The sequence below is a fragment of the Prosthecobacter sp. genome (genome assembly GCF_044226605.1).
Lineage (GTDB): Bacteria > Verrucomicrobiota > Verrucomicrobiia > Verrucomicrobiales > Verrucomicrobiaceae > Prosthecobacter.
The window spans coordinates 74,541-98,437 of record NZ_JBGAGS010000029.1; the positions used below are offsets into that span (position 1 = coordinate 74,541).

The 23,897-nt window shown below is 61.6% G+C and carries 15 protein-coding genes and 1 pseudogene; 12 read left to right on the plus strand and 4 right to left on the minus strand.

The window, feature by feature from the left end; translation table 11 throughout:
- Positions 1–745 precede the first annotated feature (745 nt).
- Positions 746–3,529, plus strand: coding sequence for a malto-oligosyltrehalose synthase (gene treY, locus ACILSO_RS28790; protein ID WP_395740947.1), 2,784 nt, complete (start codon positions 746–748; stop codon positions 3,527–3,529).
- A gap of 428 nt (positions 3,530–3,957) precedes the next feature.
- On the opposite strand, the gene ACILSO_RS28795 is transcribed toward treY, so the two are convergent.
- The 4 genes from ACILSO_RS28795 to ACILSO_RS28810 form a co-directional block, all read right to left on the minus strand.
- The gene (locus tag ACILSO_RS28795) at positions 3,958–6,036 is read right to left on the minus strand and encodes an amylo-alpha-1,6-glucosidase (protein ID WP_395740948.1); all 2,079 of its coding nucleotides are present in this window, start codon (positions 6,034–6,036) and stop codon (positions 3,958–3,960) included.
- The gene (gene treZ, locus ACILSO_RS28800) at positions 6,033–7,925 is read right to left on the minus strand and encodes a malto-oligosyltrehalose trehalohydrolase (RefSeq protein ID WP_395740949.1); all 1,893 of its coding nucleotides are present in this window, start codon (positions 7,923–7,925) and stop codon (positions 6,033–6,035) included. The genes ACILSO_RS28795 and treZ overlap by 4 nt, the downstream gene beginning before the upstream one ends.
- Before the next feature lie 108 nt (positions 7,926–8,033).
- Entirely contained in the window at positions 8,034–8,363 is a 330-nt protein-coding gene (locus tag ACILSO_RS28805; protein ID WP_395740950.1) for a YqjD family protein, read from the minus strand.
- Between the two features lie 169 nt (positions 8,364–8,532).
- The gene (locus ACILSO_RS28810; protein WP_395740951.1) at positions 8,533–9,633 is read right to left on the minus strand and encodes a response regulator; all 1,101 of its coding nucleotides are present in this window, start codon (positions 9,631–9,633) and stop codon (positions 8,533–8,535) included.
- A 201-nt stretch (positions 9,634–9,834) separates the two neighbouring features.
- On the opposite strand from ACILSO_RS28810, the gene ACILSO_RS28815 reads away from it, so the two are divergent.
- From ACILSO_RS28815 to ACILSO_RS28865, 11 genes and pseudogenes are all read left to right on the plus strand, one after another.
- The gene (locus ACILSO_RS28815) at positions 9,835–10,374 is read left to right on the plus strand and encodes an RrF2 family transcriptional regulator (protein WP_395740952.1); all 540 of its coding nucleotides are present in this window, start codon (positions 9,835–9,837) and stop codon (positions 10,372–10,374) included.
- 372 nt (positions 10,375–10,746) lie between these two features.
- Positions 10,747–10,935, plus strand: coding sequence for a YezD family protein (locus tag ACILSO_RS28820; protein WP_395740953.1), 189 nt, complete (start codon positions 10,747–10,749; stop codon positions 10,933–10,935).
- 50 nt (positions 10,936–10,985) lie between these two features.
- A complete protein-coding gene (cysK, locus tag ACILSO_RS28825) occupies positions 10,986–11,948 on the plus strand; it encodes a cysteine synthase A (RefSeq protein ID WP_395740954.1) in 963 nt (320 codons plus the stop codon).
- A gap of 6 nt (positions 11,949–11,954) precedes the next feature.
- Complete coding sequence (locus ACILSO_RS28830; RefSeq protein ID WP_395740955.1) at positions 11,955–12,731, plus strand: succinylglutamate desuccinylase/aspartoacylase family protein; 777 nt, start codon at positions 11,955–11,957, stop codon at positions 12,729–12,731.
- A 70-nt stretch (positions 12,732–12,801) separates the two neighbouring features.
- The gene (locus ACILSO_RS28835) at positions 12,802–13,770 is read left to right on the plus strand and encodes a CNNM domain-containing protein (protein ID WP_395740956.1); all 969 of its coding nucleotides are present in this window, start codon (positions 12,802–12,804) and stop codon (positions 13,768–13,770) included.
- Positions 13,771–14,172: 402 nt separating this feature from the next.
- The gene (locus ACILSO_RS28840) at positions 14,173–18,399 is read left to right on the plus strand and encodes a beta strand repeat-containing protein (RefSeq protein ID WP_395740957.1); all 4,227 of its coding nucleotides are present in this window, start codon (positions 14,173–14,175) and stop codon (positions 18,397–18,399) included.
- A gap of 105 nt (positions 18,400–18,504) precedes the next feature.
- On the plus strand, positions 18,505–19,956 hold the full coding sequence (locus ACILSO_RS28845; protein ID WP_395740958.1) for an alginate export family protein: 1,452 nt from the start codon (positions 18,505–18,507) through the stop codon (positions 19,954–19,956).
- Positions 19,957–20,011: 55 nt separating this feature from the next.
- The gene (locus ACILSO_RS28850; protein ID WP_395740959.1) at positions 20,012–21,001 is read left to right on the plus strand and encodes a sulfate ABC transporter substrate-binding protein; all 990 of its coding nucleotides are present in this window, start codon (positions 20,012–20,014) and stop codon (positions 20,999–21,001) included.
- 101 nt (positions 21,002–21,102) lie between these two features.
- Positions 21,103–21,927, plus strand: coding sequence for a sulfate ABC transporter permease subunit CysT (gene cysT, locus ACILSO_RS28855; protein WP_395740960.1), 825 nt, complete (start codon positions 21,103–21,105; stop codon positions 21,925–21,927).
- Positions 21,928–22,097: 170 nt separating this feature from the next.
- Positions 22,098–22,958, plus strand: a complete 861-nt coding sequence (gene cysW, locus ACILSO_RS28860) for a sulfate ABC transporter permease subunit CysW (protein WP_395740961.1) — start codon at positions 22,098–22,100, stop codon at positions 22,956–22,958.
- Positions 22,955–23,671, plus strand: a pseudogene (locus ACILSO_RS28865) (sulfate/molybdate ABC transporter ATP-binding protein); the annotation flags it as partial. The gene cysW and the pseudogene ACILSO_RS28865, both read left to right, overlap by 4 nt.
- Positions 23,672–23,897: the final 226 nt, after the last annotated feature.

The window sequence follows — 23,897 nt, forward strand, 5'->3', positions numbered from 1 at the left end:
AGCATGCGGAGGCTGTGGCTGCAGCGGAGTGGCGTGGAGACGCTGCTGGTGGAGGCGGCGTGCGAAGAGGGCGATGGGTTTGCTTCTCCGGATTGGGCGATGATACCCAGGGTCGCCTCGCTTTGGCTCGGCTGACCCCGGGCTCAAATACGCAGCTCCGTTGGAGCTGGTGTTTAGCGGAGCGGTGAGGCGAAAGGTGGCATCAGGTCAAAGGTCAGTGTGGTTTGCGATGTTGTGCTGGGCGGAAGGAATTATTGGGGGCTTTGATGGATGCGAACGACCGATAGGAGGAGGTCGCGATTGACCGATGGTTGCATTCATCACCGGTGCTTTGGATTCGTCTGTTTGCCTTTCGGCGATCTTCGACGCCGTAAGCTGCCTGAGCGAATTCTCTCTCCAAACCCTAGGTGCGAGGTGAAGGGGGTGGATGTGGGCGATGGCTGATCCGGCCGGTGAAGGCGAGGCGGGGTGGGCGGCCCCTCACCCGACCTCTCCCCAGAGGGGGCGCTGGTGTTTTTTGAGGGGTTTCGATGGGGAGAGGAGGAATGCTTTTTGGCGATGGCGGGAGGGTGGGTAGTGGCGCGCTTTTGGATGGGCTAATGGCGGGATTTTTGGAAAGGCGATGGCGGGGCTTTGGAGAGACGATGGTGATATCTTGGAGTGGGGCGGTGGGAGATGTTGGGGAAGTGAAGTTGGGGGTGGTGGGATGCGGCCGGATGGAGGGCGGGGGGCGAATCATGGGGACATGAGCGTGATCCCGACTGCGACTTACCGGCTGCAATTTCAACGTTGTTTTACTTTTGCCCAGGCACGGGAGGTGGTGCCGTACCTGGCCCGGCTGGGGATCAGCCACGTGTATGCCTCGCCGTTTTTTCGTGCCGCGCCGGGGAGCACGCATGGGTATGATGTGTATGACCACAATGAACTGAACCCGGAGATAGGCACACGGGAGGAGTTTGAGGCGCTGTGCGCGGAACTGAAGGCGCATGGGCTGGGAATGATCGTGGATTTTGTGCCGAACCACATGGGCATCGAGCATGCGATGAATCCGTGGTGGCGTGATGTGCTGGAGAACGGGCCGGCCTCGATGTATGCGCGGTTTTTTGACATCGACTGGCAGCCGCTGAAGAGCGAACTGGTGAACAAGGTGCTGCTGCCGGTGCTGGGGGAGCAGTATGGGAGATCCCTGGAGAGCGGAGGGTTTCGTCTGGCGTATGCGGAGGGTGATTTTACCGTGAGGCATGGCGACTATAACCTGCCGCTGGCGCCGAAGACGCTGCGGCCGCTGCTGAGGGAGGTGGTGGAAACACTGAAGCCTGCGCCTGCGGAACTGGAGAGCATTCTGACGGCGATCGAACACCTGCCGCCGCGCACGGAGACGGCTCCGGAAAAGATAGCGGAGCGGGTGCGAGAGCGGGGTGTCATCCGCGAAAGGCTGAAGCGCCTGACGACGGAAATGCCGGAGGTGGAGGAGGCGATCCAAAGTGTGGTGGCGGCGTGGAATGACGCGGGGGATGCGCGGCACTTTGACCGGCTGGACGAACTGCTGAGCGAGCAGTCGTACCGGCTGAGCTCGTGGCGGGTGGCGGCGGAGGAGATCAACTACCGGCGGTTCTTTGATGTGAACACACTGGCGGCGATCCGCATGGAGCTGCCTGAGGTGTTTGAGACGACGCACCGGCTGCTGTTTGAACTGATCGATGCCGGACACCTGACCGGGGTGCGGATCGACCACATCGACGGACTGGCGTATCCGCGTGAGTACCTGATGCGGCTGAGAGAGCGCGGGGGGGAGGATTTGTACCTGCTGGTGGAGAAGATCCTGGGACCGGAAGAGAAGCTGCGGGCGGACTGGCCCGTGCAGGGCACGACGGGCTATGAATTTGCCAACCAGCTGGTGCAGGTGCTGGTGCCGGCGCAGAATGCGGAGGACCTGACTGCGGCGTATGAACGCCAGGCGGGGGCGCACCTGGACTACCCGGAGATCGTGTACCGGAGCAAGAAGCTGGTGATGGAGTCTTCCATGGCAAGCGAGGTGAACGTGCTGGGGATGATGCTGAACCGCATCTCTGAAAGCAACCGGTGGTACCGGGACTTTACAGTGAATGCGCTGACGATGGCGGTGCGGGAGGTGATCGCGTGCTTCCCGGTTTACCGGACCTATCTGGACCCGGCGCAGGCGGAGGCGGATGAGACGGACCGGCGGATCATCGGCCGGGCGCTGGCGCTGGCACGCAGGCGAAATCATGCGCTGGAGAGGTCTGTGTTTGAATTCCTACGGGAGGTGCTGCTGCCGCCGAAGGAGAATGCGCACCCGGTGGATGAGGAGCTGCGGAGGCAGTTTGTGCTGAAATTTCAGCAGAGCACGGGACCCATCACGGCCAAGGGGGTGGAGGACACGGCGTTTTATGTGTTTAACCGGCTGGTGGCGCTGAACGAGGTGGGCGGAGATCCGCTGACGTGCGGCGCGACGGTGGAGAGCTTTCACAAGCAGAATGCGCAGCGGCAGGCGGCCCTGCCGCACTGCATGCTGGCCACCTCCACGCATGACACCAAGCGCAGCGAAGACACGCGCGCACGGCTGGCGGCGCTGGCGGACATGCCTGAGGAATGGAGCCACGCGGTACGGCGCTGGCAGCTGATGAACCGGAAACACCGGCGGCTGATCGATGGTGAGGTGGCGCCGGATGCGAATGAGGAATACCTGCTGTACCAAACGCTGCTGGGAGCCTGGCCGCTGGAAGGGCTGAATGAAGGGAACCGTGCGGAATTCATCCAACGAATGCAGGACTACATGCTGAAGGCGGGACACGAGGCGAAGGTGAACAGCAGCTGGCTGGAACCGCATGAGGCCTGGGATAATGCGCTGCGGGATTTTGTGGCGGCGATTCTGGCACCCGGAGGACGCAACCACTTTCCGCAGAGCCTGACGCTGGTGGCGAAGGATGTGGCGCAGCTGGGGGCGATCAACTCCCTGACGCAGACGGTTCTGAAGCTGACCTGCCCGGGCGTGCCGGATTTTTACCAAGGGTGCGAGCTGTGGGACTTCAGCCTGGTGGATCCGGACAACCGGCGTGCGGTGGATTTCCCTCTACGCGAGCAGCGCCTGGAGGGTCTGGGACGAGCGACACCGCAGGTGCTGATGGAGCACTGGAGGGATGGCAGGATCAAGATGTTTGCGATCCACCAGCTGCTGCAGCTGCGGCGTGAACGAGCGGCGCTGTTTGCGGAAGGGAGCTACACGGGCCTGACGGTGCAGGGCGAATGGGCGGACAAGGTGATCGCCTTTGAACGGCGCAGGGGCGAGGAGTCGATGGTGGTGATGGTGCCGCGGCATACGGCGGCGCTGGGCTTCCCGCCGGTGGGTGAGGTGTGGGGTGACACGGCGGTGGTGATGCCGGAACCAGGATATGGCAGGAAATACCGGGATGTGTTTACGGGAACGGAGTGGGAGGGCGCGACGGTTTTGGTGAAGGAGGTGATGAGGGTGGTGCCGTTTGTGGTGGGGGTGAGTGGTGCTGGATGCTAGATCCTGGATGTGGAGCATGAGTGTACGGCTGGCGCTGTGGCGGGCTAATGTCCTCGCAGTCGTGCGGTCTTATTTGGGAGCGGCGGAACTCTCGGTGGTTAGGTAAGCAAGGAAGTGTCTGTTTCAGAGATATTTGCGAGAGCGATGCGTCCGGAACCGGCTAAAGCCGGTACTACAATACGGCGCTGGGTTGCTCCAGAGTGGGAGACGATCCTGGACGGGCAACCTGTTACGCAAGCATCCATAAACTCCAGATGGCCGCTGGCCTGAGAGGCGAGGGTGGCAGCCTATGAGGCAAGCATCCATAAAAAAGGATGGCTGCTCGTTATTCGCACAGCGCGACGCGCGCGGAGGTTTGTCGTGATGCTCGGGTTCGGCCTCGGCGTTTGTCGAGTCTCTGGGCGGAGCGAGATAAGCACTTTACCTGGCTACTGCGCAGCGGACTCAGCGGGGGCGGGAGTTGGCGGGGGCTCGGTTTTGATCCAGCAGCGGAGGACTTCGGCGACGCTCCAGGCCTGGGCGATGCAGGCGCGCTGGGTATACGGGGCTTCGGCATCGAAGACTTCGCTGATGGAGCCGACGCAGCCTTCATCGAGGTGCTGAATGAGGCCGCTGAGGAAGGAGCGGGCACCGGCGCGATCTTCGGGATGCACTTTGAGCCAGGCATCGATGAACGGGCCAATGAGCCATGCCCAGACGGTACCCTGATGGTAGGCGGCATCGCGTGCGCGGAGATCGCCGAAGTAGCGGGACTTGTAGTCGGGATGATCGCGAGAGAGGGAACGAAGGCCGACGGGCGTGAGGAGGTCTGCGCGCACTTTTTCCACGACGGCTGGCCAGTGGGCTTCATCGAGCACGGGATGGCGGAGAGAGATGCTGAAGATTTGATTTGGACGGACGGCGGGGTCGTCGCCATGCTCGCCGTCCACGACATCGAGGAGGCAGTTGCGGTCTTGAGACCAGAAACGGCGATTGAAGGAATCGCGGGCCTTTTGAGCGTGGGCATCGAAGGAGCGCGCGGCGTCCTCCCCCTGCTCGGTGCGGAGCCAGTCGGCGAGGAGGCGGAGAGCGTTGTACCAGAGGGCGTTGATCTCGACGGCCTTGCCACGGCGCGGAGTGACGACCCAGCCGTCCACTTTGGCATCCATCCACGTGAGCTGGTAGCCTTCGGCACCCTGACGCAGGAGGCCGTCGGTGTGATCGACTCCAATGCCGAAGCGTGTGCCGCGGAGGTGATGCTCGACGATATCGACCAGCTTTGGCAGGAGAAGCTGGAGGGTGGCGCGGTCCTGGGTGGTCTCCAGGTAGCGGTCCAACGCGTGGAAGAACCAGAGGGTGGCGTCCGCGGTGTGATAGACGCCTTCGCGCTCGCCATCGGGGAAGTAGTTTGGAATGAGACCGTCGCGAATGTAGTGGGCGAAGGTTTTGAGGATCCAGCCTGCCTCATGATGGCGGCCGGTGGTAAGGGTGAGACCTTCGAGGCTGATCATGGTATCGCGGCCCCAGTCGGTGAACCAGTGATAACCGGCGATGACGGTGCGGACTTCATCGCCACCGGCCTTGGCACGGGCGGTGTCTTCGACACGGCCTGCGGGCGTGATGATGAACTGATCCGCCGCAAGCACGAGCTCCGAGGCGGTGGGAGACTGGGCGTGCGGACCGGCGACGGAAACCAGGCGCTGGCGGCGTGTGATGTCGGCCGCGAGTGCGGAGGCGGGATCGATGGCGAGGATGGAAGGCCAGTCTTCGGTGGAGGCAACGAGGGTGACGGGGCGGTCCGGGCGGAGATCCAGCGTGAAGGCGCCGGGAGTCCAAAGCATGCCGCGGGAGTGATAGCCGCGATCCGCCTCGGTCTGGTAACCGATCTCGCGGACCTGGCCACCTTCATAGCGGAAGCAGGCTTTTTCATCGCTGACATAAAGGCGCAGCGCATAGGGAAGGCCGGCGGTGGCGATCTCGTAGCGGCGGTCGTGGATGAGGAGAGAATAACCGGCGGCAAAGGGTTCCGCGACATCGTGCTCGTAACGGCGGAAGTGGACCGAAGGGCAGAGCTCGAGGCGGGCGGACTCCTGACCGGAGAGAAGGCGGTAGGTGATCTGAACGGTGTTCTGGCCGTGGATGAGAAGGAGGCGCTTTTCAATGGTGTAGCCCCAGGCTTCAAAGACCCAGACGGGAAGGCCATGCTCAAGGCGGAACTCCTTCACATAATGCTCCTGGGTGCCATTTTCCCCTGCGGTGCGCGATTCTTCGCCACCGATGAGAACGGAGCGGCCTTCGCTGAGGCGGAGGTGCTCGGCGAGGTGGTTGAGCATGACGACGCGGCCAAACGGGGCGGGCAGCGCGGCGACGAGCAAGCCGTGGTAACGTCTGGACACCATGCCGCAGATGGTGCCGGAGCCGTAGCCGCCAAGGCCATTGGTGACAAGCCACTCGCGGCGGAGGATTTCACGGGCGTTGTCAGCCTGGGCCTGGGCGACATCGATGCGGCGATTGATTTCAGCATTCATGGTGCGGAGATGGGGGTGAGAAGTGCGGCGGATTCAGCGGGGAGGTTCCAGTTGTCATCCGAATCGATGGGAGGGGTGCCGCCGCCGCCATAGCGGGGATCCTCGCTGGACCAGGCGGTCTGCCAGACGCAGCCAAGCGGGGGTGCGAGCAGAGGCTCCGGAGCGGGATCGAGATGAAGGTGCGGGCCTAGATTGACGAGCAGCAGGCGGTCGTTTTGATCGTGACCGAAGAAGCGGAGGACGAAAGCCGCGGCGCTGAGCACGGCGCCGTCAAAGGTGCCGCGCTGTGCATTGCCGAGGAGGGGGTCCTCCCGGCGCAGCGTGAGGAGATCGCGATGGAGCAGGAGCACTTCGCTGTTCTTCTCCCGGTCCGCGAAGTCGAGCTTGCAGCGGCGGAAGGTGGCTTCGCTCTCGGGATTGGGAATGAGCTTGGCGATATCCTCCGAGGCGATGCTGGGAAACTGGGCGAGGAATTCCTCGCGGCCTTTCGCAACGAGGATGGCGAGGTCCGGCCGGTGATCTGCAAAGTAGAGGAAGGGAGAGGAGGAGGCAAACTCCTGCCCCTGAAACAGCATGGGGGTATTGGGCCCGAGAAGCAGAAGTGCGGTGAGGGCGCGCAGCTTTGCCGCACTGGTGAGGGTGTGGGCGCGGCGGCCCCAGAGGGAATTGGCGATCTGATCGTGATTCTGCAGGAAGTTCACGAAGTTTCCGGGTGCCAGATCAAAGCAGGGTGTGCCACGACGTGCTTTCTGCCATTTGTAGCGCTGCCCCTGGAAAAGGAAGCCCCACTTGGCCGAGGAGACAAACTCCTGCGAGGAGCCGTGGTAGTCGGTGTAGTAGGCTTCGTTGCGCCCGGTCATGGCCACGATGGCGGTGTGGTGGAAGTCGTCATTCCAAAGCGAGTCCAGGCCATAGCCTCCCTGGGAGCGAGGACGGATGAGCTGCGCGTGCTGGCACTCGTTTTCACCGACGATGTAAACGCCGCGTCCGCGTGCTGCGGAGTGAACACGGCGGGTGATGGCGGCGAGGATGTGCTCCTTGGAAGCGTCGTAAAGGTTCTGGGTGGCGTCCAGACGGAGGCCATCGAGGTGGAACTCCTCGATCCAGTAGGCGGCGTTTGAGAGAAAGAGCTCCCTTACGGGCGCGCAGTCCGGACCGTCGAAGTTCGGAGGCTCGCCCCAGTCCGTGGTATAACGTGATGTGAAATATGAGGGCGAGAACTCCTTCAGGAAATTGCCGTCCGGGCCGAGGTGATTGTAAACGACATCGAGAATGACGCCGAGTTCAAGCTCATGGGCGCGATCCACAAAGCGCCGGAAGTCGTCCGGAGTTCCGTAGAGGCGGGTGGGTGCGAAGAGGTTCACGCCATCGTAGCCCCAGCCGAAGCGGCCGGGGAAATCCGCCACGGGCATGACCTCCAGAAGAGTGACACCCAGCTCCGCGAGGTGGGGCAGCTGCGCCATGGCCGCGGACCAGGTGCCCTCCTGGGTGAAGGAGCCGACGTGCATCTCATAGATGACCTGCGACTCGCGCGTGACACCGCACCACGCACCATCGAGCCACGCATAGCGTGAAGGATCGACAATCTGCGAGGCACCGTGGGGGCCGCGAGGCTGAAAGCGGGAGGCGGGGTCGGGAAAGGATCCGCCATCCAGCCGGAAGCGATAGTGCATGCCCGGATGAGCCGAGGGGCAGAAGCCGGACCAGTAGCCCCCCGCTTCCGCCTTGAGGGGGATCTCCGTGGCGTCTGCCAGATCGTCCCATTGCGCGAGCTGCACGGTCACTGACTTTGATGCGGGCGCCCAGGTGCGAAAATGAACGCCACCCGCGGACTGGACTTCGGCCCCAACGGGCAGACGGCGCTGAAAATGATCCGACACATCACTCATGATCTGGCTGCGGGAATAAAAGGGTTGGAAGCAGAAAAAGCAGCGGCAGGGACGTCGAAGAACAACGTCCATGCCGAGAGCGTGACAGGGAGAAATGAAGCGCGCAGATCAGCGCTTCGAAGAGAAGAGGCTGGAGAGCGCGATGCCGACGACGAGGGCGATGCCGACAGACTTCAATGGATGGGTGATGACCCAGCGCGCAGTCTGATCATACTGAGCGGTGGCGTAGCGCTCCGCCTGGGTGACCTGGCGGGAAAGACGGTCCCGAGTCTCATGCAATGCGTCATTGGCGTACTCCCGCGCGCGGCGTGCCGCTTCGATGGTGGGCTCGACGACCTGCTGGCGTGCCACTTTAAGAGTGTCATCTGCAAGGGTGCGGACGTCTTTTTTGAGGGTTTCCGCGGTGACGGGCGCTGGAGAGAAGAAGGAGGTTCTCATAGTCGTGTTGAAGAGAGGGATTTGTAAATAGGGTTACGACCATGATATCGCGGGCCACATGAAGTGCGGACTTGTCAAAGACAGCGTGGAGCGCACGACAGTGACATGTCCTGAGCTGAAACATCCCCTGCCCTTTCCTTCGTTTTTCTGCACAAGAACGCGCTGCGCCTCAGGAAGGCGAATGCGCGAGCGGCCAGGTGATGATGAACTCCGCGCCTGAGCCGGAGTTCTCCGCAAGGGTGATGGTACCGGACATGGCATCCACCAGACGTTTGACGATGAAAAGGCCGAGGCCGGTGGAGGATTCGTGGCCGGTGGGCTGGGCGCTGAGCCTGCCATAGCGGCGAAAGAGGCGGACGCGGTCATCCGCGGTGAAACCCGGACCGTTGTCGCACACATGGCACCTCACGACTCCCGCTGCGGGTGGATGCAGGGTGACGACGACCTCGCTGCCAGGAGAGGAAAATTTGATGGCATTGGACACGAGGTTTTCCAGGACCTGGGAGGTGCCTTCGCGATCGCCTGTGATATGAACCTGGAATTTGGGAATATGAGCGGTGAGCGTGATCCTTTTGACCTGTGCGGCCGTTTGATGCCGGGAGACGACGCGTGCCAGGACATCGCCAAGATTGACGGGGACGTGCTTGATCTGCAGATGCTCGGCGCGCTGATTGGCGAGGAACTCCTGCATGAAGGCCAGCATACGCTCGGTGGCGTCCATGATATTGTCCACAAGCGGGGAGCAGGTGGGTGGAAGCTCGGAGTTTTTCGTCTGCAGGAGACCGGCGCTGAGCTTCATGCCGGCGAGGCTGTTTTTCAGGTCATGCGCGAGGATGCCGAGGATCTCGTCCTTGTCCTCGGCGAGGGCGCGGAGCCTGTCTCGGGCGTGTTTCAGCGCGAGCTGGGTGCGCACGCGCGAAACGAGCTCGGCACGGTTGAAAGGCTTGGTGACGTAGTCCACACCGCCGGTTTCGAGTGCCTGGACGATGCTGTTTTTATCGTCGTCAGCGGAAAGGAAGATCACCGGGATGTCCGCCCAGCGGGGATGGGACTTCAGGCGGAGACAGACGGTGAGACCGTCGATCTCCGGCATCATGACATCGAGCAGGATGAGATCCGGGGAGTGCTGTGCCAGCTGCAAGAATGCCTCCTCCGCATTGGAGGCAAGGAGGACTTCGTAGTGCATGAGGGAGAGCACATTGCCAACAACGCGGAGATTTTCCTCCTGGTCGTCCACGATGAGAATGGTTTCACGACGCGGCGTGTTCATGTGATCATGCATTCTGAAGAGGGATGATTTACGCTCTTTTCCATTCGGGAGAAAGACGGCCACAGATGCGAATACACAAGCGTCAAATAGACAGGCTTTCCCTGATTTCTCGGTGCGGGCGGGGGCTGCGCCGGGGCGTGGGAGACGGGAATAATCCTACTTGCCGGATGGGGTTTGGCAGGCGATAGCTGACCACGAGATATGCGACTGACCAAACGAGGCGAATATGCGTTACGAACCCTGATCCGGCTGGGGATAGCCGAACGCCAGAACGAGGGCGTGATCTCGGTTTCGACGCTGGCGGAGCAGGAGCACCTGCCGTTTAAATTTCTGGAGGCGATCCTGTTTGAACTTCGCACGGCGGGCTATGTGGAAAGCATGCGCGGAAAATATGGCGGCACGCGCCTGGCGAAGCCAATGAAAGCGATCAAGATGGGCGAGATCGTGCGCCTGATCGACGGAAAGCTGGCGCCGATCGGCTGTGCGAGCGAGACGGAGTATGAAAAGTGCTCCTGCCCGGACGAGACGCACTGCGGGCTGCGGATGCTCATGATCGACGTGCGGAATGCGATCGCGAACATTTTGGACAAGTACACGCTGGAAAACGTGGTGGAGGTGACGCTGCGCAAGCAGCTGCAGTGCGCCACCGGCAAGAAACCGGCGAAGAAGAAGGCGGGAAGTCCGAAGCATGCGGATCCGGCAGACGGATTTTTGGCGGTGCTGCTGGATTCGAAGGAATAAAGTTGGGCGGTATGCGGGGTGAGAGTTTTGAACGGCGGATATCTTACGGAAGCGGTGTGTGAGTGCGGCCCCTCACCCCGGCCCTCTCCCCGGAGAAGGGAAAAGGGTTTTGCGGTTTTCAGGGGCGGGGAGAGGGGGAGGATTTTTCGGCGCTGTGGGGTGAGTGGAGATGTTTGCGTTTTTGCGGGCCGGAAGCCGTGTGCTGAAACGGGCTGAGGGCGCGGGAGATAAATGAACGAAGCGCACAAAATCTTTTATTCCTACTTGCGTAGTGTATATTTGGTCATATTACATATCGCGTAATCTCCACGCGACTGGCTGATTCAACAGTCACGTCACAAAACGAAACCTCCTCTTCCCCCACAGCAACCGATGGCCCAGCAAAACACTGAAACTGAAGCCGAGCCTTGGATCGACATTGTGAAACTGAAAGTGGCCGCGCTGAGATTTGGCTCCGTGCAGATCATCGTGCACGAGGGGCGGGTGACGCAGGTGGAAAGCACAGAAAAGACGCGCCTCACCGGCGAGCTTCTGGTGACACCGCAGGCGCGGAAGGCCTGAGCTGATTTTATTTTTCCGAGACAACCGAAATATTCAACCTGAAACCCATCATGTCCTACCATCAAAGCATTGTTGACAGCATTGGCCGCACTCCCTTGATCAAGCTGAACCGGATCGCCGCGGGAGTGAATGCGACGATCGCCCTGAAGGGAGAATTCAAAGAGCCGCTGGGAAGCGTGAAAGACCGCATCGGTCGCGCGATGATCGAAGACGCGGAGGCCGCGGGCATCCTGAAACCGGGCACGACAATCATCGAGCCAACCTCCGGGAACACGGGGATAGCGCTGGCGTTTGTGGCGGCAGCGAAGGGCTACCGCCTGATCCTGACCATGCCTGAAACCATGAGCCTGGAGCGCCGCACCCTGCTGGCGCTGCTGGGAGCGGAGGTGGTGCTGACTCCGGGAACGAAAGGCATGAAAGGAGCGATCGAAAAAGCGAACGAACTGCATGCCAACACAGCGAACTCATGGATACCGCAGCAGTTTGACAATCCCAGCAACCCGGCGGCGCACCGCCGCACGACCGCGGAGGAAATCTGGGCGGACACAGAGGGGAAGATCGACCTCTTTGTGGCCGCGGTGGGCACAGGCGGAACGCTCACGGGCGTGAGCGAGGTGATCAAAGCACGCAGGGAAGGATTCCGCGCCATCGCAGTGGAGCCGGCGTCGTCCCCGGTGATCACGCAGACACGAGCCGGGCAGCCGCTGGTGCCGGGCCCGCACAAGATTCAGGGGACGGGCGCGGGATTCGTGCCGAAGAACCTGAACCTGGAGATCGTGGACGAAGTGATCACGGTGAGCAATGAAGACGCCATCCGCACCGCGCAGCGGCTGGCACTGGAGGAAGGGCTGCTGGTGGGGATTTCCACAGGTGCCAATGTGTGGGCGGCGCTGCAGGTGGCGGCGCGGCCGGAAAATGCCGGCAGGCTGATCGTGACGGTGGGGTGCAGCACGGGTGAACGCTACCTCTCCACCGCACTCGCAGAAGAAGCACGCAACAAAGCAGGAAACTAACATCTTATGTCCGCCATCCCCACAACCCTGACCTATTCGGGAGACAGCATCCCGCGCCCGATCACACGCCGCCGCCATTTTGAGCTGCGGGAAGACACGGCCGAAATCGAGCGCGGCACCTTCATCCCCAAGATCATCTCAAAGCCTGAGAAGCCGGGCTATGGATTCAAATTCGCCATCTTTGCGGGCATTCACGGCGATGAAGAGGCAGGCACACTGGCAGCCTTTGAGCTGATGCGCTGGGCCTCGGAGCAGCCGGCGGAACTGCATGACTATGAGCTGCACATTTATCCGGTGTGCAATCCCACGGGCCGCAGGTCCAACACGCGCCACTCCAGCAACGGGCTGGATTTGAACCGGCAGTTTTGGAGCGAGTCCGACGAGCCGGAGGTGCAGTACCTGGAAAGCGAACTGCGCCGGGAGAGGTACGACGGCATCATCTCCCTGCACTCGGACAGCGAGAGCGAGGGGCTGTATGGATTTGCGGGTGGGTCCTTTCTCAGCGAGCACCTGCTGCAGCCTGCCCTGGAAGAGGCGTCCGAGATCCTGCCGCGCAATGATGCTCAGGTGATCGACGGATTTCTTGCGGAGCGCGGGATCATCCGCGAAGGCTACCTGGGCATGCTGACGGCGCCGGCGGAGCAGTTTCCGAAGCCGCTGGAGATTGTCTTTGAAACACCGGCGCTGGCACCGCTGCCGCACCAGGTGGCTGCGACCGTGCGTGGTGTGAAGACGATTCTGAAGCGCTACCGCGAGCTGCAGTCCTATGCGCCGAATCTCTGAAGAAGGCCAGTGCTGCCATGCATGAACAGGCGGCAGCACGGCAGGGGCCCGGCCTGAGGCCCGCTGCGACATGACTCTCTTTCTCATTCTCATTTCCGCCACGGTGCTGGCGATCTCCTTCGTCTGCTCCATGAGCGAGGCGGTGCTGCTGACGCTGAACCCGCTGGACCTCAAGGTGCAGGAAAAACGCGGGGTGAAAAACGCGGCGCACTGGCTGGCGATGAAGGGACAGATTGAAAGGCCGATCTCAGCGATCCTCTTTTTCAACACACTGGCCAACACCGGACTGGCGACGCTGGCGGGTGCGGTCTTCAGCGCGATCTACGGCGCGGAGTGGCTGTGGCTGTTTTCCATCGTCATCAGCGTGGCGGTGCTGTTTGGCGGAGAGATGGCACCGAAGATTTTTGGCGTGCATCATGCGAGCCGGCTGGCGCCGAAGATCGTGGTGCCGCTGAGGGCGATGCTGTGGGTGTGCCATCCGCTGGTCCTGGTGATGGAGAAGTTCTGCGAGAGGCTGAAGCGCGGAGCGGGCGACAGGCGCAGCCAGAGCGACCAGATCATGGACATCATCACGCTGGTGCAGTCCGCGCGGGCGGAGCAGCTGCTGCACAACCGAGAGGAGATCATCATGATCCATGCGGCGACGCTGAGCGCGCGGCGGGTAAAGACGGCAATGGTGCCGCACGCTGCTGTGAAGATCTTTGACCAGCGCAAGACGCTGGCGCAAAACGTGGTGGACCTGGGGCCGAAGCTGCACCGGAGCTATCCCGTGAGCCCGGACGGCAGCGCCATCAACATCTGCGGCTATGTGCGGGTGCGGGAGCTGTTTGTGCAGAACCTGCAAACGCCGCAGGCGGAGTGGACAAAACTCATCCGGCCGGTGCTGCACATCGACAGCCGGGCCTCGCTGACACAGCTGCTGACGCTGTACCTGGAGCAGCATGAGATCGCCGCCCTGGTGGATGACACTGCGGGCGAGATGTGCGGGTGGATCACGATGGATGACGTGATGAAGGTGCTGATGGGCGCGAGGGTGTGAGCGCGAACCGATGGTGGCGGAGAATCCAACCAACGAAGGTTCTTCCCCACTAATGGTGAAACGGGAAAGCCCTGGTGCCCCGAGGGCAGAAGACTGAAAATGCCGAGGTGTCGATTTGCGGCTTTTGAGGTTTCTGATTTCCAGGAGGGAACGCACTGGCAGCTGCCGATGCGGGCTGAATTTCACCTTTGGAGCAAAAATGTGCAATATCCTATTTGACGGATATGATTTACAGCGCTCTTAATTCCTATCTTTTTGATATGTATATTCTTTCGGGACTCACGGATGCCTGAAGGAGAAGGCTGATCCGCCACAGTGGAAGGCCGCCGGATGAACTGACACGACTGCACCGAGTGACCGCCATGAGACGGAGCGAGGGGCCTTCCTCCCCCTGCCCTTGCCATGCTACCGCCATCTCTGCGCCCCCTCCTGCTGCTTTCCTTCATTTCCATGCCCGCGCACGCGGCCACACTGACCTGGCTGGGCGACGTGAATGCGAGCTGGGGAGGAGGCAGCAGCGGGGTGAACACAAACTGGACGAGCAATGCGCTGAGCGTGAATGGCGACAGCCTGGTGTTTGACCTGACGACGGCGGGAGTGGCAAATCTTTCGAGTACGAATGATCTGAGCGCGCTGACGCTCGGTGGCACGAATGCACTGACCTTTGCGAATGATGGCGGGACGAACACGGGATTTTCGCTGACGGGAAATTCGATCACGCTGGGAGGGAACATCACCTCCACGGGCACCACCGGCACGCATACGCACACGCTGAGCCTGGGGCTGATCCTGAGCGGAACGCGCACGCTGACGGCGGCCTCGACGACGACCTTTGTGATCGATGGAATCATCAGCGAGAGCGGCGGTTCTTTTGGCTTCATCAAGTCGGGCACGGGGACGGCGGTGCTGTCCGCGACCAACAGCTTTACGGGGGCGGTGTCTGTGAGCCAGGGGACGCTGAGCGTGAGCAGCATCGCGGACAGCGGCGTGAGCAGCGCGCTGGGTGCGGGTGGTGTGATCAATCTTGGCAGTGGCACGACGGCGGCGGGCACCCTGCTCTATACGGGCGCGGCGGCCTCGACGAACCGGACGGTGAATCTGGCGGCAACCACGACAGGTGCGGCCACGATCAACAGCAGCGGCACGGGTGCGGTGGTCTTCACCGGCAGCTTCACGAATGCAGGCACCGGTGCAAAGGTGCTGACACTGGGAGGCAGCAGCGTGGACAGCAATGAGATCCGCAGCGTGCTGGGCAATGGCAGCGGCACGCTTTCCGTGACGAAGGCGAACGGAGGAACCTGGCTGCTTTCCGCCGTGAACACGTTCACGGGCAATGTTTCGATCAGCCAGGGCATCCTGGTGGCAAACAGCGTGGCCGATGGTGGAGTGAGCAGCGCGCTGGGTGCCGGCAGTGTGATCAACTTTGGCAGTGGTGGGCAAACAGGCACGCTGAGCTACACGGGGGCTGCTGCGTCGATGAACCGCACGATCAACCTCAGTTCGACCGGCACGGGCAGCGCGACGCTCGACGCGAGCGGCACGGGAGCGCTGGTGCTGACGGGGAATGTGACCAATGCGGCGACCTCCGGCACGAAGGTGCTGACGCTGAACGGCAGCACCGCCGGCAATGACTTTCAGGGGATCATTTCGGACGGAGGTCTGGGAGGCGTGGTGGCGGTGACGAAGGGGGACACTGGCACGTGGATTCTCTCCGGCATGAACACCTTCACGGGCTCGGTTTCGGTGCTGCGCGCGACGCTTTCTGTCAACAGCGTGGCAGACAGCGGCGTGCCAAGCGCCCTGGGCGCGGGAACGACGATCAACCTGGGCAGCGGAGCGCAGGCGGGTACGCTGAACTACACCGGGGCCGGAGGAACGAGCAATCGCACGCTTGTGCTGGCCTCGACTGGAGCGGGAGGCGGCACCCTCACGAACAGCGGCAGCGGAGCGCTGGTGTTTACGGGCGGTTTTACGAATGCCGGCACTGGGGCGAAGACCTTGACGCTGAATGGGAGCAACACGGGTGCAAACGAGCTTCAGGCAGCGCTGACGGACAGCAACGGCGGAGCGCTGGCGCTCGTGAAGTCCGGGGCGGGAGCATGGAGTCTTTCCGGCACGAGCAGCTTCACCGGTGCGCTCTCTGTGAACCAGGGAACGCTGACGGTGACCTCCCTCGCGGACGGTGGAACCAGCAGTGCGGCCGGAGCAGGAAGCACGATCAACCTGGGAATCACGGCACAGACGGGAACGGTGAACTACACGGGAGGCGGGGCCGCGACAAACCGCGCGCTCGTGCTGGCAGCCACCGGGACGGGCGGAGGCACGGTGACCAGCAACGGGACCGGTGCGCTGGTATTTACGGGTGTGGTGACCAACACGAACACAGGCACGAGGACGCTGACGCTGGGCGGCAGCAACACCGCTGCGAACGAACTCAGGAGCGTGGTGGCGGATGGCGGCGGAACGCTGGCACTGGCCAAGGTGGACGCAGGCACCTGGAGTCTCTCCGGCTTAAACACCTACTCCGGTGGCACAACACTGAGCGCGGGGACGCTGGTGCTCAACAGCGCGGCGGCAGCGGGCACGGGAGCGCTGACGCTCAACGGTGGCGCGCTGGACAATGGCAGCGGGGCCGCACTGACGCTGAGCACGAACAACGCGGTGGCGTGGAACGGCAGTGTGACGTTCAACGGATCTAACAGCCTGAACCTGGGCACGGGCGTGGTGACGATTGGCAATGCGAACCGTGACTTCACGCTGAACGGCAGCAGTACGCTGACGACGGGTGAGGTGCAGTGGAACTCGACCGCGGGGACGCGCATCCTGACGGTGAACCAGGGAACCGGCAGTGGTGCGACTCTGGTGCTGGGGGGATTTCAACTCAACATCAACGCAGACACCGCGGCGAGAAACCGCACCATCACCGGCACGGGCAATGTGACGATCAGCGGCGCGGTGGTAAACGGGAACGGCTTTGCGAATGGCATCATTTATACCGGAAGCGGCACGCTCACGCTGGCCGCGACGAACGGTTACACGGGGGCGACGATCGTGAGCGGCGGTACGGTGGCGCTGAGCGGCGGCGGCAGCGTGGCCACATCATCGAGCCTCACGATCAACGCAGGCACGGTGGACGTGGGCGGGACAAACGCGGGTGTGAACGGCGGAGTGACTCTGGGCGCAGCGACGACGACGGTGGGCGGACAGACGATGCACCTAGTGAGCAGCATGGGCGGCGGCAGTTTCACCCCCGGCGGCAATGTGACCTACAATGCAGGAAGCGCTGGTTTTGAAAACGGGCAGGCAACGATCTCGGCGGGGCTGGTGCTCACGGCAGACCGCACTTTCACGGTGAATGACAGCCCGAATGCGGCGGTGGACGTGCTGGTGAGCGGCGTGATCAGCGGAAGCTTCGCTCTCGTCAAGGCCAACGATGGCACCCTGCGCCTTGGCGGCACCAACACCTACACCGGGCAAACGCAGCTTAACAACGGGGTCACTGAAATTTATGCCCTGGGAAACATCGGCGTGACAGGCTCCCTCGGCACCGGAAACAAGGACATTACAGCCGGAATCATCCGCTTTGGCAGCGCGGCGAACACCGGCACGCTGGACTATCTCGGCGGCGGCGACAGCAGCAACCGGCGCATTCAGATCGGGAGCGGCACCGGTGCCGCAGCGACAGGCGGAGCGACGATCCTCAACAGCGGAACCGGAGCGCTGGTATTTACTGCCAGCGCCTTTAACAGCGCCGTCACCTTGAGCGCTGCAGGCGCCAGCACGGCGCGTGTGCTCACGCTGGGAGGCAGCAATACGAATGCGAACACGATCCAAGGAGCGATCATCAACAACACCGGAGCGGGGACAAGCGGCACGAGCGCGGTGGCGGTGGTGAAGCAGGATGCAGGGCTGTGGATTCTCGCGGGCAGCAGCACCTACAGCGGAGGCACGACGGTGAGTGGCGGCACGCTGGTGCTCAACAACAGCACGGGATCCGCCACAGGGAGTGGCAGCGTGAGCATCGGCACAGGCGCGAGCCTGGGTGGCAGTGGTGCGCTGAGCACGAGCGGAACGGTGACGCTGCAGAGTGGTGGCACGCTCTTTGCAGGACAGGCGGGTGTGATTGATGCGCAGATGCTCATGCTGCGGGCAGATGCGGGATACTCGTTGAGCGGAGAAATCGTGCTCGACATCACGGGCGGCGGCGTGAGCGGCGTGCTGAATGCGCACGCCGGCAACAATGACATGATCGACTTCAATGGCGGGGCGATCACGCTGACGGGCGCGACGCTGACGATTCATACCAGTCTGCCTGCCACCAGCGGAGTGTGGGCGGCGGGAACGACGTGGAAGCTTTTTGACTGGGCCGGCGTGAGCACACGTTTTGACAATCTGCCTGACACGCTGCAGCAGGGAAATGTGAGCGGGCTGCCGGATCTCAGCGGCCTCGGTCTGGACTGGGACTGGAGCCATTTGTATTCCGATGGAACGCTGTCTGTGAGCGTGCTGGCGGCATCGCCCGAACCAACGCGCACGCTGCTGCTGCTGCCCGGATTCGCAGGCATGCTGATGCTGCGGCGGAGAGCGCGCCAGGATGCGACCATACTTCCTGCGGATAAAAACTTTTAATTCCTACTTGCCGTATATATTTTCGTCAGATATTGATCGAGCACACGGCCGCCGGCCTGCTCATCCTGACACAGCGCCACAAACACAAACCCGAACACGTCAGACATGAAATCAAGCCCCATCCCACGGACGCAGGACCGCCTGCCAAAAGCATTGAAAACCGGACTCCTGCTGCTGCTTGCCGCCAGTGCGGCCACCGGAGCCGAGCCGAAGAAAATCACACGCGGCACCTACTACCAAAACCCGCTGAGCTTTGGCACCACGCGCGACACGGATCCGCCGAAGTATGCACGCAATGTCAGCGAGCTCGGAGTGGACTCCCTTCTGAACACGAAGTGGCTGGACATCGGCGTGGACTACCGCTTCCGCTATGAGTACCGCGACAATGACCTCCGGCGCGTGAACGCCTCTCTGGACCAGCCGCTGCTGCACCGCACGAGGGCCTACATTGGCATCAAGGACATCCTCGATCCTTTCCGTTTTGCCTTTGAGATGCAGGACTCCCGCCGCGAAAACAGCCAGTATGCACGCGACAACCGCGATGTGAATGAGTTCGCGATCACCCGCCTGTATGGCGAGCTGTATTTCAAGAACCTGCTGGGGCGCGATCCCATCGGCAACAACCGTCCGCTGAGCGTGCGCTACGGGATTCACAACTTCGAATTCCTGGACCGCCGGCTTCTCGCCAACAATGAGTGGCGCAACACGGCAAACACCTTCAAGGGATTCGTGGGCAGCCTGGGCCAGGAGAGCAATGACTGGCAGGTGGATCTGGTGGCGGTGCAGGCGCTGAACCGGCAGAAGTATGCCTGGGACAGCCCGGTGCCAAAGCAGTGGGTGTATGGAGTGATCGGCCACTGGAGAGGCTGGTCTGACCTGGTGACGCTGGAGCCCTACTACCTGGCGATGAACCAGTCTCCCCTGCCCGGCATCGCGACCTATCAGGTGCACTCGCCCGGCCTGCGTGCCTACGGTGTGGTGGGCAGCACGGGGCTGGACTATGACTTCAGCTTTACCTATCAGACGGGCAGAAACGGCACGCGCAGCCTCCAGGCGTATGCAGGCACCTTTGAAGTGGGCTACACCTGGGCCTCCCAGCCGTGGAAACCGCGCCTGAGCCTCTTCTACGGATTCGCGAGCGGCGACCACAATCCCAATGACAACAAGGACAACCGCTTCCAGCGCTTTTACGGCTTCAGCCGTGCGTGGTCGGCGAATGATTACATCACCTATCAAAACATCACCACGCCCACCGTGCGGCTGGAGCTGAAGCCACGGCACAATCTGCGCCTGGACATGAACTGGAGCGCCTACTGGCTGGACAGTGCGACGGACGTGTATTCCGTGGGCAACGTGATCCAGGTGCAGGACAAGAGCGGTGCGAGTGGAAACTTCCTGGGCAACGAATACGACATCCGCGCACGCTACACCTGGGATGCCAAGACGGAGATCACCGTCGGCTACTCCTATTTCCAATCCGGCGGCTTCGTGAAATCCCAGCTGCACCGGGACCACACAAACTTCGCCTATTTCCAGCTCAGCCGCCGCTTCTTCTGATTTCCATTTCGGCTCATTTGCAACTTACTACCACAACCTAATATCTCATTATATCATGAAAACATACCTCCCACTCCTCTCCACCATGCTGCTCGGCTTCACGGCTCATGCGGCGGATTTTGAACTGCTGAACGTTTCCTACGATCCCACGCGGGAGCTGTATTCGGAGTTCAACAAGGCCTTCGTCAAGCATTACAAGGAAACCACCGGCAAGAAGGTCAGCATCGATCAGTCGCACGGCGGCTCGGGAAAGCAGGCGCGGGCGGTGATCGATGGCCTGGAGGCTGATGTGGTGACACTGGCGCTGGCGGGAGACATTGATGTGATCGGGCAGCAGGCCGGGCTGATCGCGAAGGACTGGCAGAAGCGCCTTCCCAACGGCAGCGCTCCGTATACGAGCACGATCGTGTTTGTGGTGCGCAAGGACAACCCGAAGAACATCCAGGACTGGGATGATCTGGTGAAGGAGGGTGTCAATGTGATCACTCCGAATCCGAAGACCTCCGGCGGTGCGAGGTGGAATTACCTGGCGGCGTGGGCGTATGCGCTGAAGAAGACGGGCAGCGAAGCAAAGGCGAAGGATTTCATCGCCGCGCTGTACAAGAACGTACCGGTGCTGGACACGGGTGCGCGTGCTGCCACGACGACCTTTGCGCAACGTGGCATCGGCGATGTGTTTCTCTCCTGGGAAAACGAAGCGTGGCTGATCCAGCGCGAGTTCCCCGGCCAGACGAAGATCATCGTGCCGAGCCTCAGCATCCTGGCCGAGCCGACGGTGGCCGTGGTGGACAAGAACGCTGAGAAGAAGGGCACAGCCGAAGTGGCGAAGGCTTATCTTGAATATCTCTACACGCCCGAAGCGCAGGACATCATCGGCAAAAACTACTACCGCCCTCGTGATGCGGCGGCAGCGGCGAAGTACAGCGCGCGCTTTCCGAAGCTGACGCTGGTGACCATCGACGGTGATTTTGGCGGCTGGAACAAGGCGCAGAAGAAGCACTTCGACGACGGCGGCATCTTTGACCAGATCTACCAGAAGAAGTGACCTGATGGCACCCGCTGCCGGCTCTTCGGAATGCGCCTCTTCTCATGGGTGCACATTCCTGCTGACTCTCCTCACGCAAGCAACCTCGATCCTCCACGCTCTTGTCCCGACCACGCCACATCCTGCCTGGGTTCAAGCTGTCACTCGGCTTTACCATCACGTATTTGAGCCTGATCGTGCTCTTTCCGCTGTCCATGCTGGTGTGGAAGGCCACGAGCGGTGGATGGGAGCATGTGCTGGACACGCTGACGCAGGCGCGGGTGATTGCCTCGCTGAAGCTGAGCTTTGGCACCGCCTTCGCAGCGGCGCTGGTGAATGCGGTTTTTGGGCTGATCACGGCGTGGGCGCTGGAGCGCTATTCCTTTCCAGGAAGGCGGCTGCTGGATGCGATGGTGGACCTGCCCTTTGCGCTGCCGACGGCGGTGGCGGGGATCGCGCTGGTGACGCTGTATGCGCCGAACGGCTGGATCGGCGCCTGGCTGGGGCAGCATGACATCAAGGCTGCGTATGCACCGCTGGGCATCACGATCGCGCTGACGTTTGTGGGCTTTCCGTTTGTGGTGCGCACGCTGCAACCGGTGATCGCGGATCTGTCGATGGATGTGGAAGAGGCGGCGGCCTGCCTGGGTGCGAACCGCTGGCAGACAATGACGCGGGTGGTCTTCCCTGCCCTGCTGCCATCGACGCTGGCGGGCATGACACTGGCGTTTGGACGTGCGGTAGGAGAATACGGCAGCGTGGTTTTCATTTCGGGCAATCTGCCGTTCAAGACGGAGATCGCGCCGCTGCTGATCACGATGCGGCTGGAGGAGTATGACTACTCCGGAGCGGCGACGATCGGCGTGGTGATGCTGGCGGCGTCGTTCACGATTTTGGTGATCTCGAATGTGCTCACGGAGTGGAGCCGGAAGAGGACGGGGAGGTAGGAGAATGAGGAATGTCGAATGCAGAATGACGAATGAGACCAGAGCACCTACAGCACCCTTTTTGTTTTTTGATCCCGATGGAGGCCGCGTGGGCGGATTGATCGAGGACGAGTTCGAGTAGGAGGACGAGGACGATTTAGAGACGACGCAGACCCTTTTTATTTTTTTACATGGCAGCAATCATTGAAAACACTCCAGCCCGAGGTACACGGCCGCGCAAGGCGACGTCGGATTCGCTTGTCTCGCGCACGCTCATTATTGGCACAGCGGTGGGATTCATGGGGCTGATGTTTGTGCTGCCGCTGGTCATCATTTTTCAGGAGGCTTTCCGCAAAGGGTGGGAGGGGTTTGTGGAGGCGTTTGATGACAAGGCGACGATGCATGCGATCTGGCTGACGCTGAAGGTGGCGGCGATCACGGTGCCGCTGAACGCACTGTTTGGCCTGGCGGCGGCGTGGTGCCTTTCGCGTTTCCAGTTTCGCGGCAGGCGGTTTCTCGGCTCGCTGATCGAGCTTCCGCTGTGGGTTTCGCCTGTGATCGCGGGGATGGTTTACGTGCTGCTGTTTGGCGCGCAGGGTTTGTTTGGACCGGCGCTGAAGGAGCATGGGATCAAAATCATCTTTGCGCTGCCGGGCATTGTGCTGAGTACGATTTTTGTGACGTTCACCTTCGTGGCGCGGGTGCTGGCTCCGCAGATGGAGGCGCAGGGGCAGTCTGAAGAAGAGGCGGCGATGACGCTGGGCGCGAACGGATTTCAGATGTTCTGGCGCGTGACGCTGCCGAAGATCAAATGGGGGCTGCTGTATGGCATCATTTTGTGCAATGCGCGGAGCATGGGCGAGTTTGGCGCGGTGTCCGTGGTGAGCGGCCACATCCGCAACAAGACGAACACGGTGCCGCTGCACATTGAAGTTCTTTACAACGAATACCAGTTCGTGCCCGCCTTTGCCGTCGCCTCCGTGCTGGCACTGCTGGCGCTGGTGACGCTGATTTTGAAAACTCTGACGACCACACAACGAGGAGCAGCATGAGCATCCACATCAACGACATTTCAAAAACCTTTGGCAGTTTCCAAGCGCTGAAAAACGTCGATCTCGAAGTGAAGACAGGAGAGCTCGTGGCCCTGCTGGGGCCGAGCGGCAGCGGCAAGACGACACTGCTTCGCATCATCGCGGGCCTTGAATTTGCGGACGCTGGCGAGGGCAGCATCCAGTTTCATGGCGCGGATGTGACGAATCGCAGCGCGTATGAGCGCAAGGCGGGCTTTGTGTTTCAGAACTACGCGCTCTTCAATCACATGACGGTGGCGGAGAACATCGCGTTTGGCCTGCGTGTGATGCCGCGTGCCACGCGGCCGGACGCCGAGGAGATCGACAAGTCCGTGAAGGAGCTGCTGCGGAGGATCGCGCTGGAGGGGTATGGCGCGCGCTATCCGTCCCAGCTCAGCGGCGGGCAGAAGCAGCGTGTGGCGCTGGCGCGTGCGCTGGCGGTGGGGCCGCAGGTGCTCCTACTGGATGAGCCGTTTGGAGCGCTGGACGCGAAGGTGCGGAAGACGCTGCGCAAATGGCTGCGGCAGTTTCATGAGGAGACCAAGGTGACCACCTTGTTTGTGACGCATGACCAGGACGAAGCCTTTGAACTGGCGGACCGCGTGGTGGTGCTGCACGAGGGGGACATTCAGCAGATCGGCTCGCCGCAGCAGCTGAGGGAGCATCCGAAGAATGAGTTTGTGGCGGACTTTTTGGATTGTGTGATGATTTGAGGTTCGCGAAGGCCGTTTGCGGTTTCCGGTTAGGAGACTGTCTTTGGCTCGAAGGTAATGAGCTTCGGCGGCGGCGGGCTGGGGACACAGGCTGTGTGAAAACTATTTCACCGGTTTGACCGGGGGCGTTCATGCGCAACAAGATGGGCATGAGCCACCTTCGAGGAACTGATCGCAGCGAACTGCAGATGCTGCCGCCATGCCTGGA

Bases quoted from the DNA above. Each gene is read 5' to 3' on its own strand.
- ACILSO_RS28820 (WP_395740953.1), top strand. From the start codon at position 10,747: ATGGCCCAGCAAAACACTGAAACTGAAGCCGAGCCTTGGATCGACATT.
- ACILSO_RS28815 (WP_395740952.1), top strand. From the start codon at position 9,835: ATGCGACTGACCAAACGAGGCGAATATGCGTTACGAACCCTGATCCGG.
- treZ (WP_395740949.1), bottom strand. From the start codon at position 7,925: ATGAGTGATGTGTCGGATCATTTTCAGCGCCGTCTGCCCGTTGGGGCC.
- ACILSO_RS28835 (WP_395740956.1), top strand. From the start codon at position 12,802: ATGACTCTCTTTCTCATTCTCATTTCCGCCACGGTGCTGGCGATCTCC.
- ACILSO_RS28805 (WP_395740950.1), bottom strand. From the start codon at position 8,363: ATGAGAACCTCCTTCTTCTCTCCAGCGCCCGTCACCGCGGAAACCCTC.
- ACILSO_RS28830 (WP_395740955.1), top strand. From the start codon at position 11,955: ATGTCCGCCATCCCCACAACCCTGACCTATTCGGGAGACAGCATCCCG.
- ACILSO_RS28840 (WP_395740957.1), top strand. From the start codon at position 14,173: ATGCTACCGCCATCTCTGCGCCCCCTCCTGCTGCTTTCCTTCATTTCC.
- cysK (WP_395740954.1), top strand. From the start codon at position 10,986: ATGTCCTACCATCAAAGCATTGTTGACAGCATTGGCCGCACTCCCTTG.
- ACILSO_RS28795 (WP_395740948.1), bottom strand. From the start codon at position 6,036: ATGAATGCTGAAATCAATCGCCGCATCGATGTCGCCCAGGCCCAGGCT.
- cysW (WP_395740961.1), top strand. From the start codon at position 22,098: ATGGCAGCAATCATTGAAAACACTCCAGCCCGAGGTACACGGCCGCGC.
- ACILSO_RS28845 (WP_395740958.1), top strand. From the start codon at position 18,505: ATGAAATCAAGCCCCATCCCACGGACGCAGGACCGCCTGCCAAAAGCA.
- ACILSO_RS28850 (WP_395740959.1), top strand. From the start codon at position 20,012: ATGAAAACATACCTCCCACTCCTCTCCACCATGCTGCTCGGCTTCACG.
- ACILSO_RS28810 (WP_395740951.1), bottom strand. From the start codon at position 9,633: ATGAACACGCCGCGTCGTGAAACCATTCTCATCGTGGACGACCAGGAG.
- treY (WP_395740947.1), top strand. From the start codon at position 746: ATGAGCGTGATCCCGACTGCGACTTACCGGCTGCAATTTCAACGTTGT.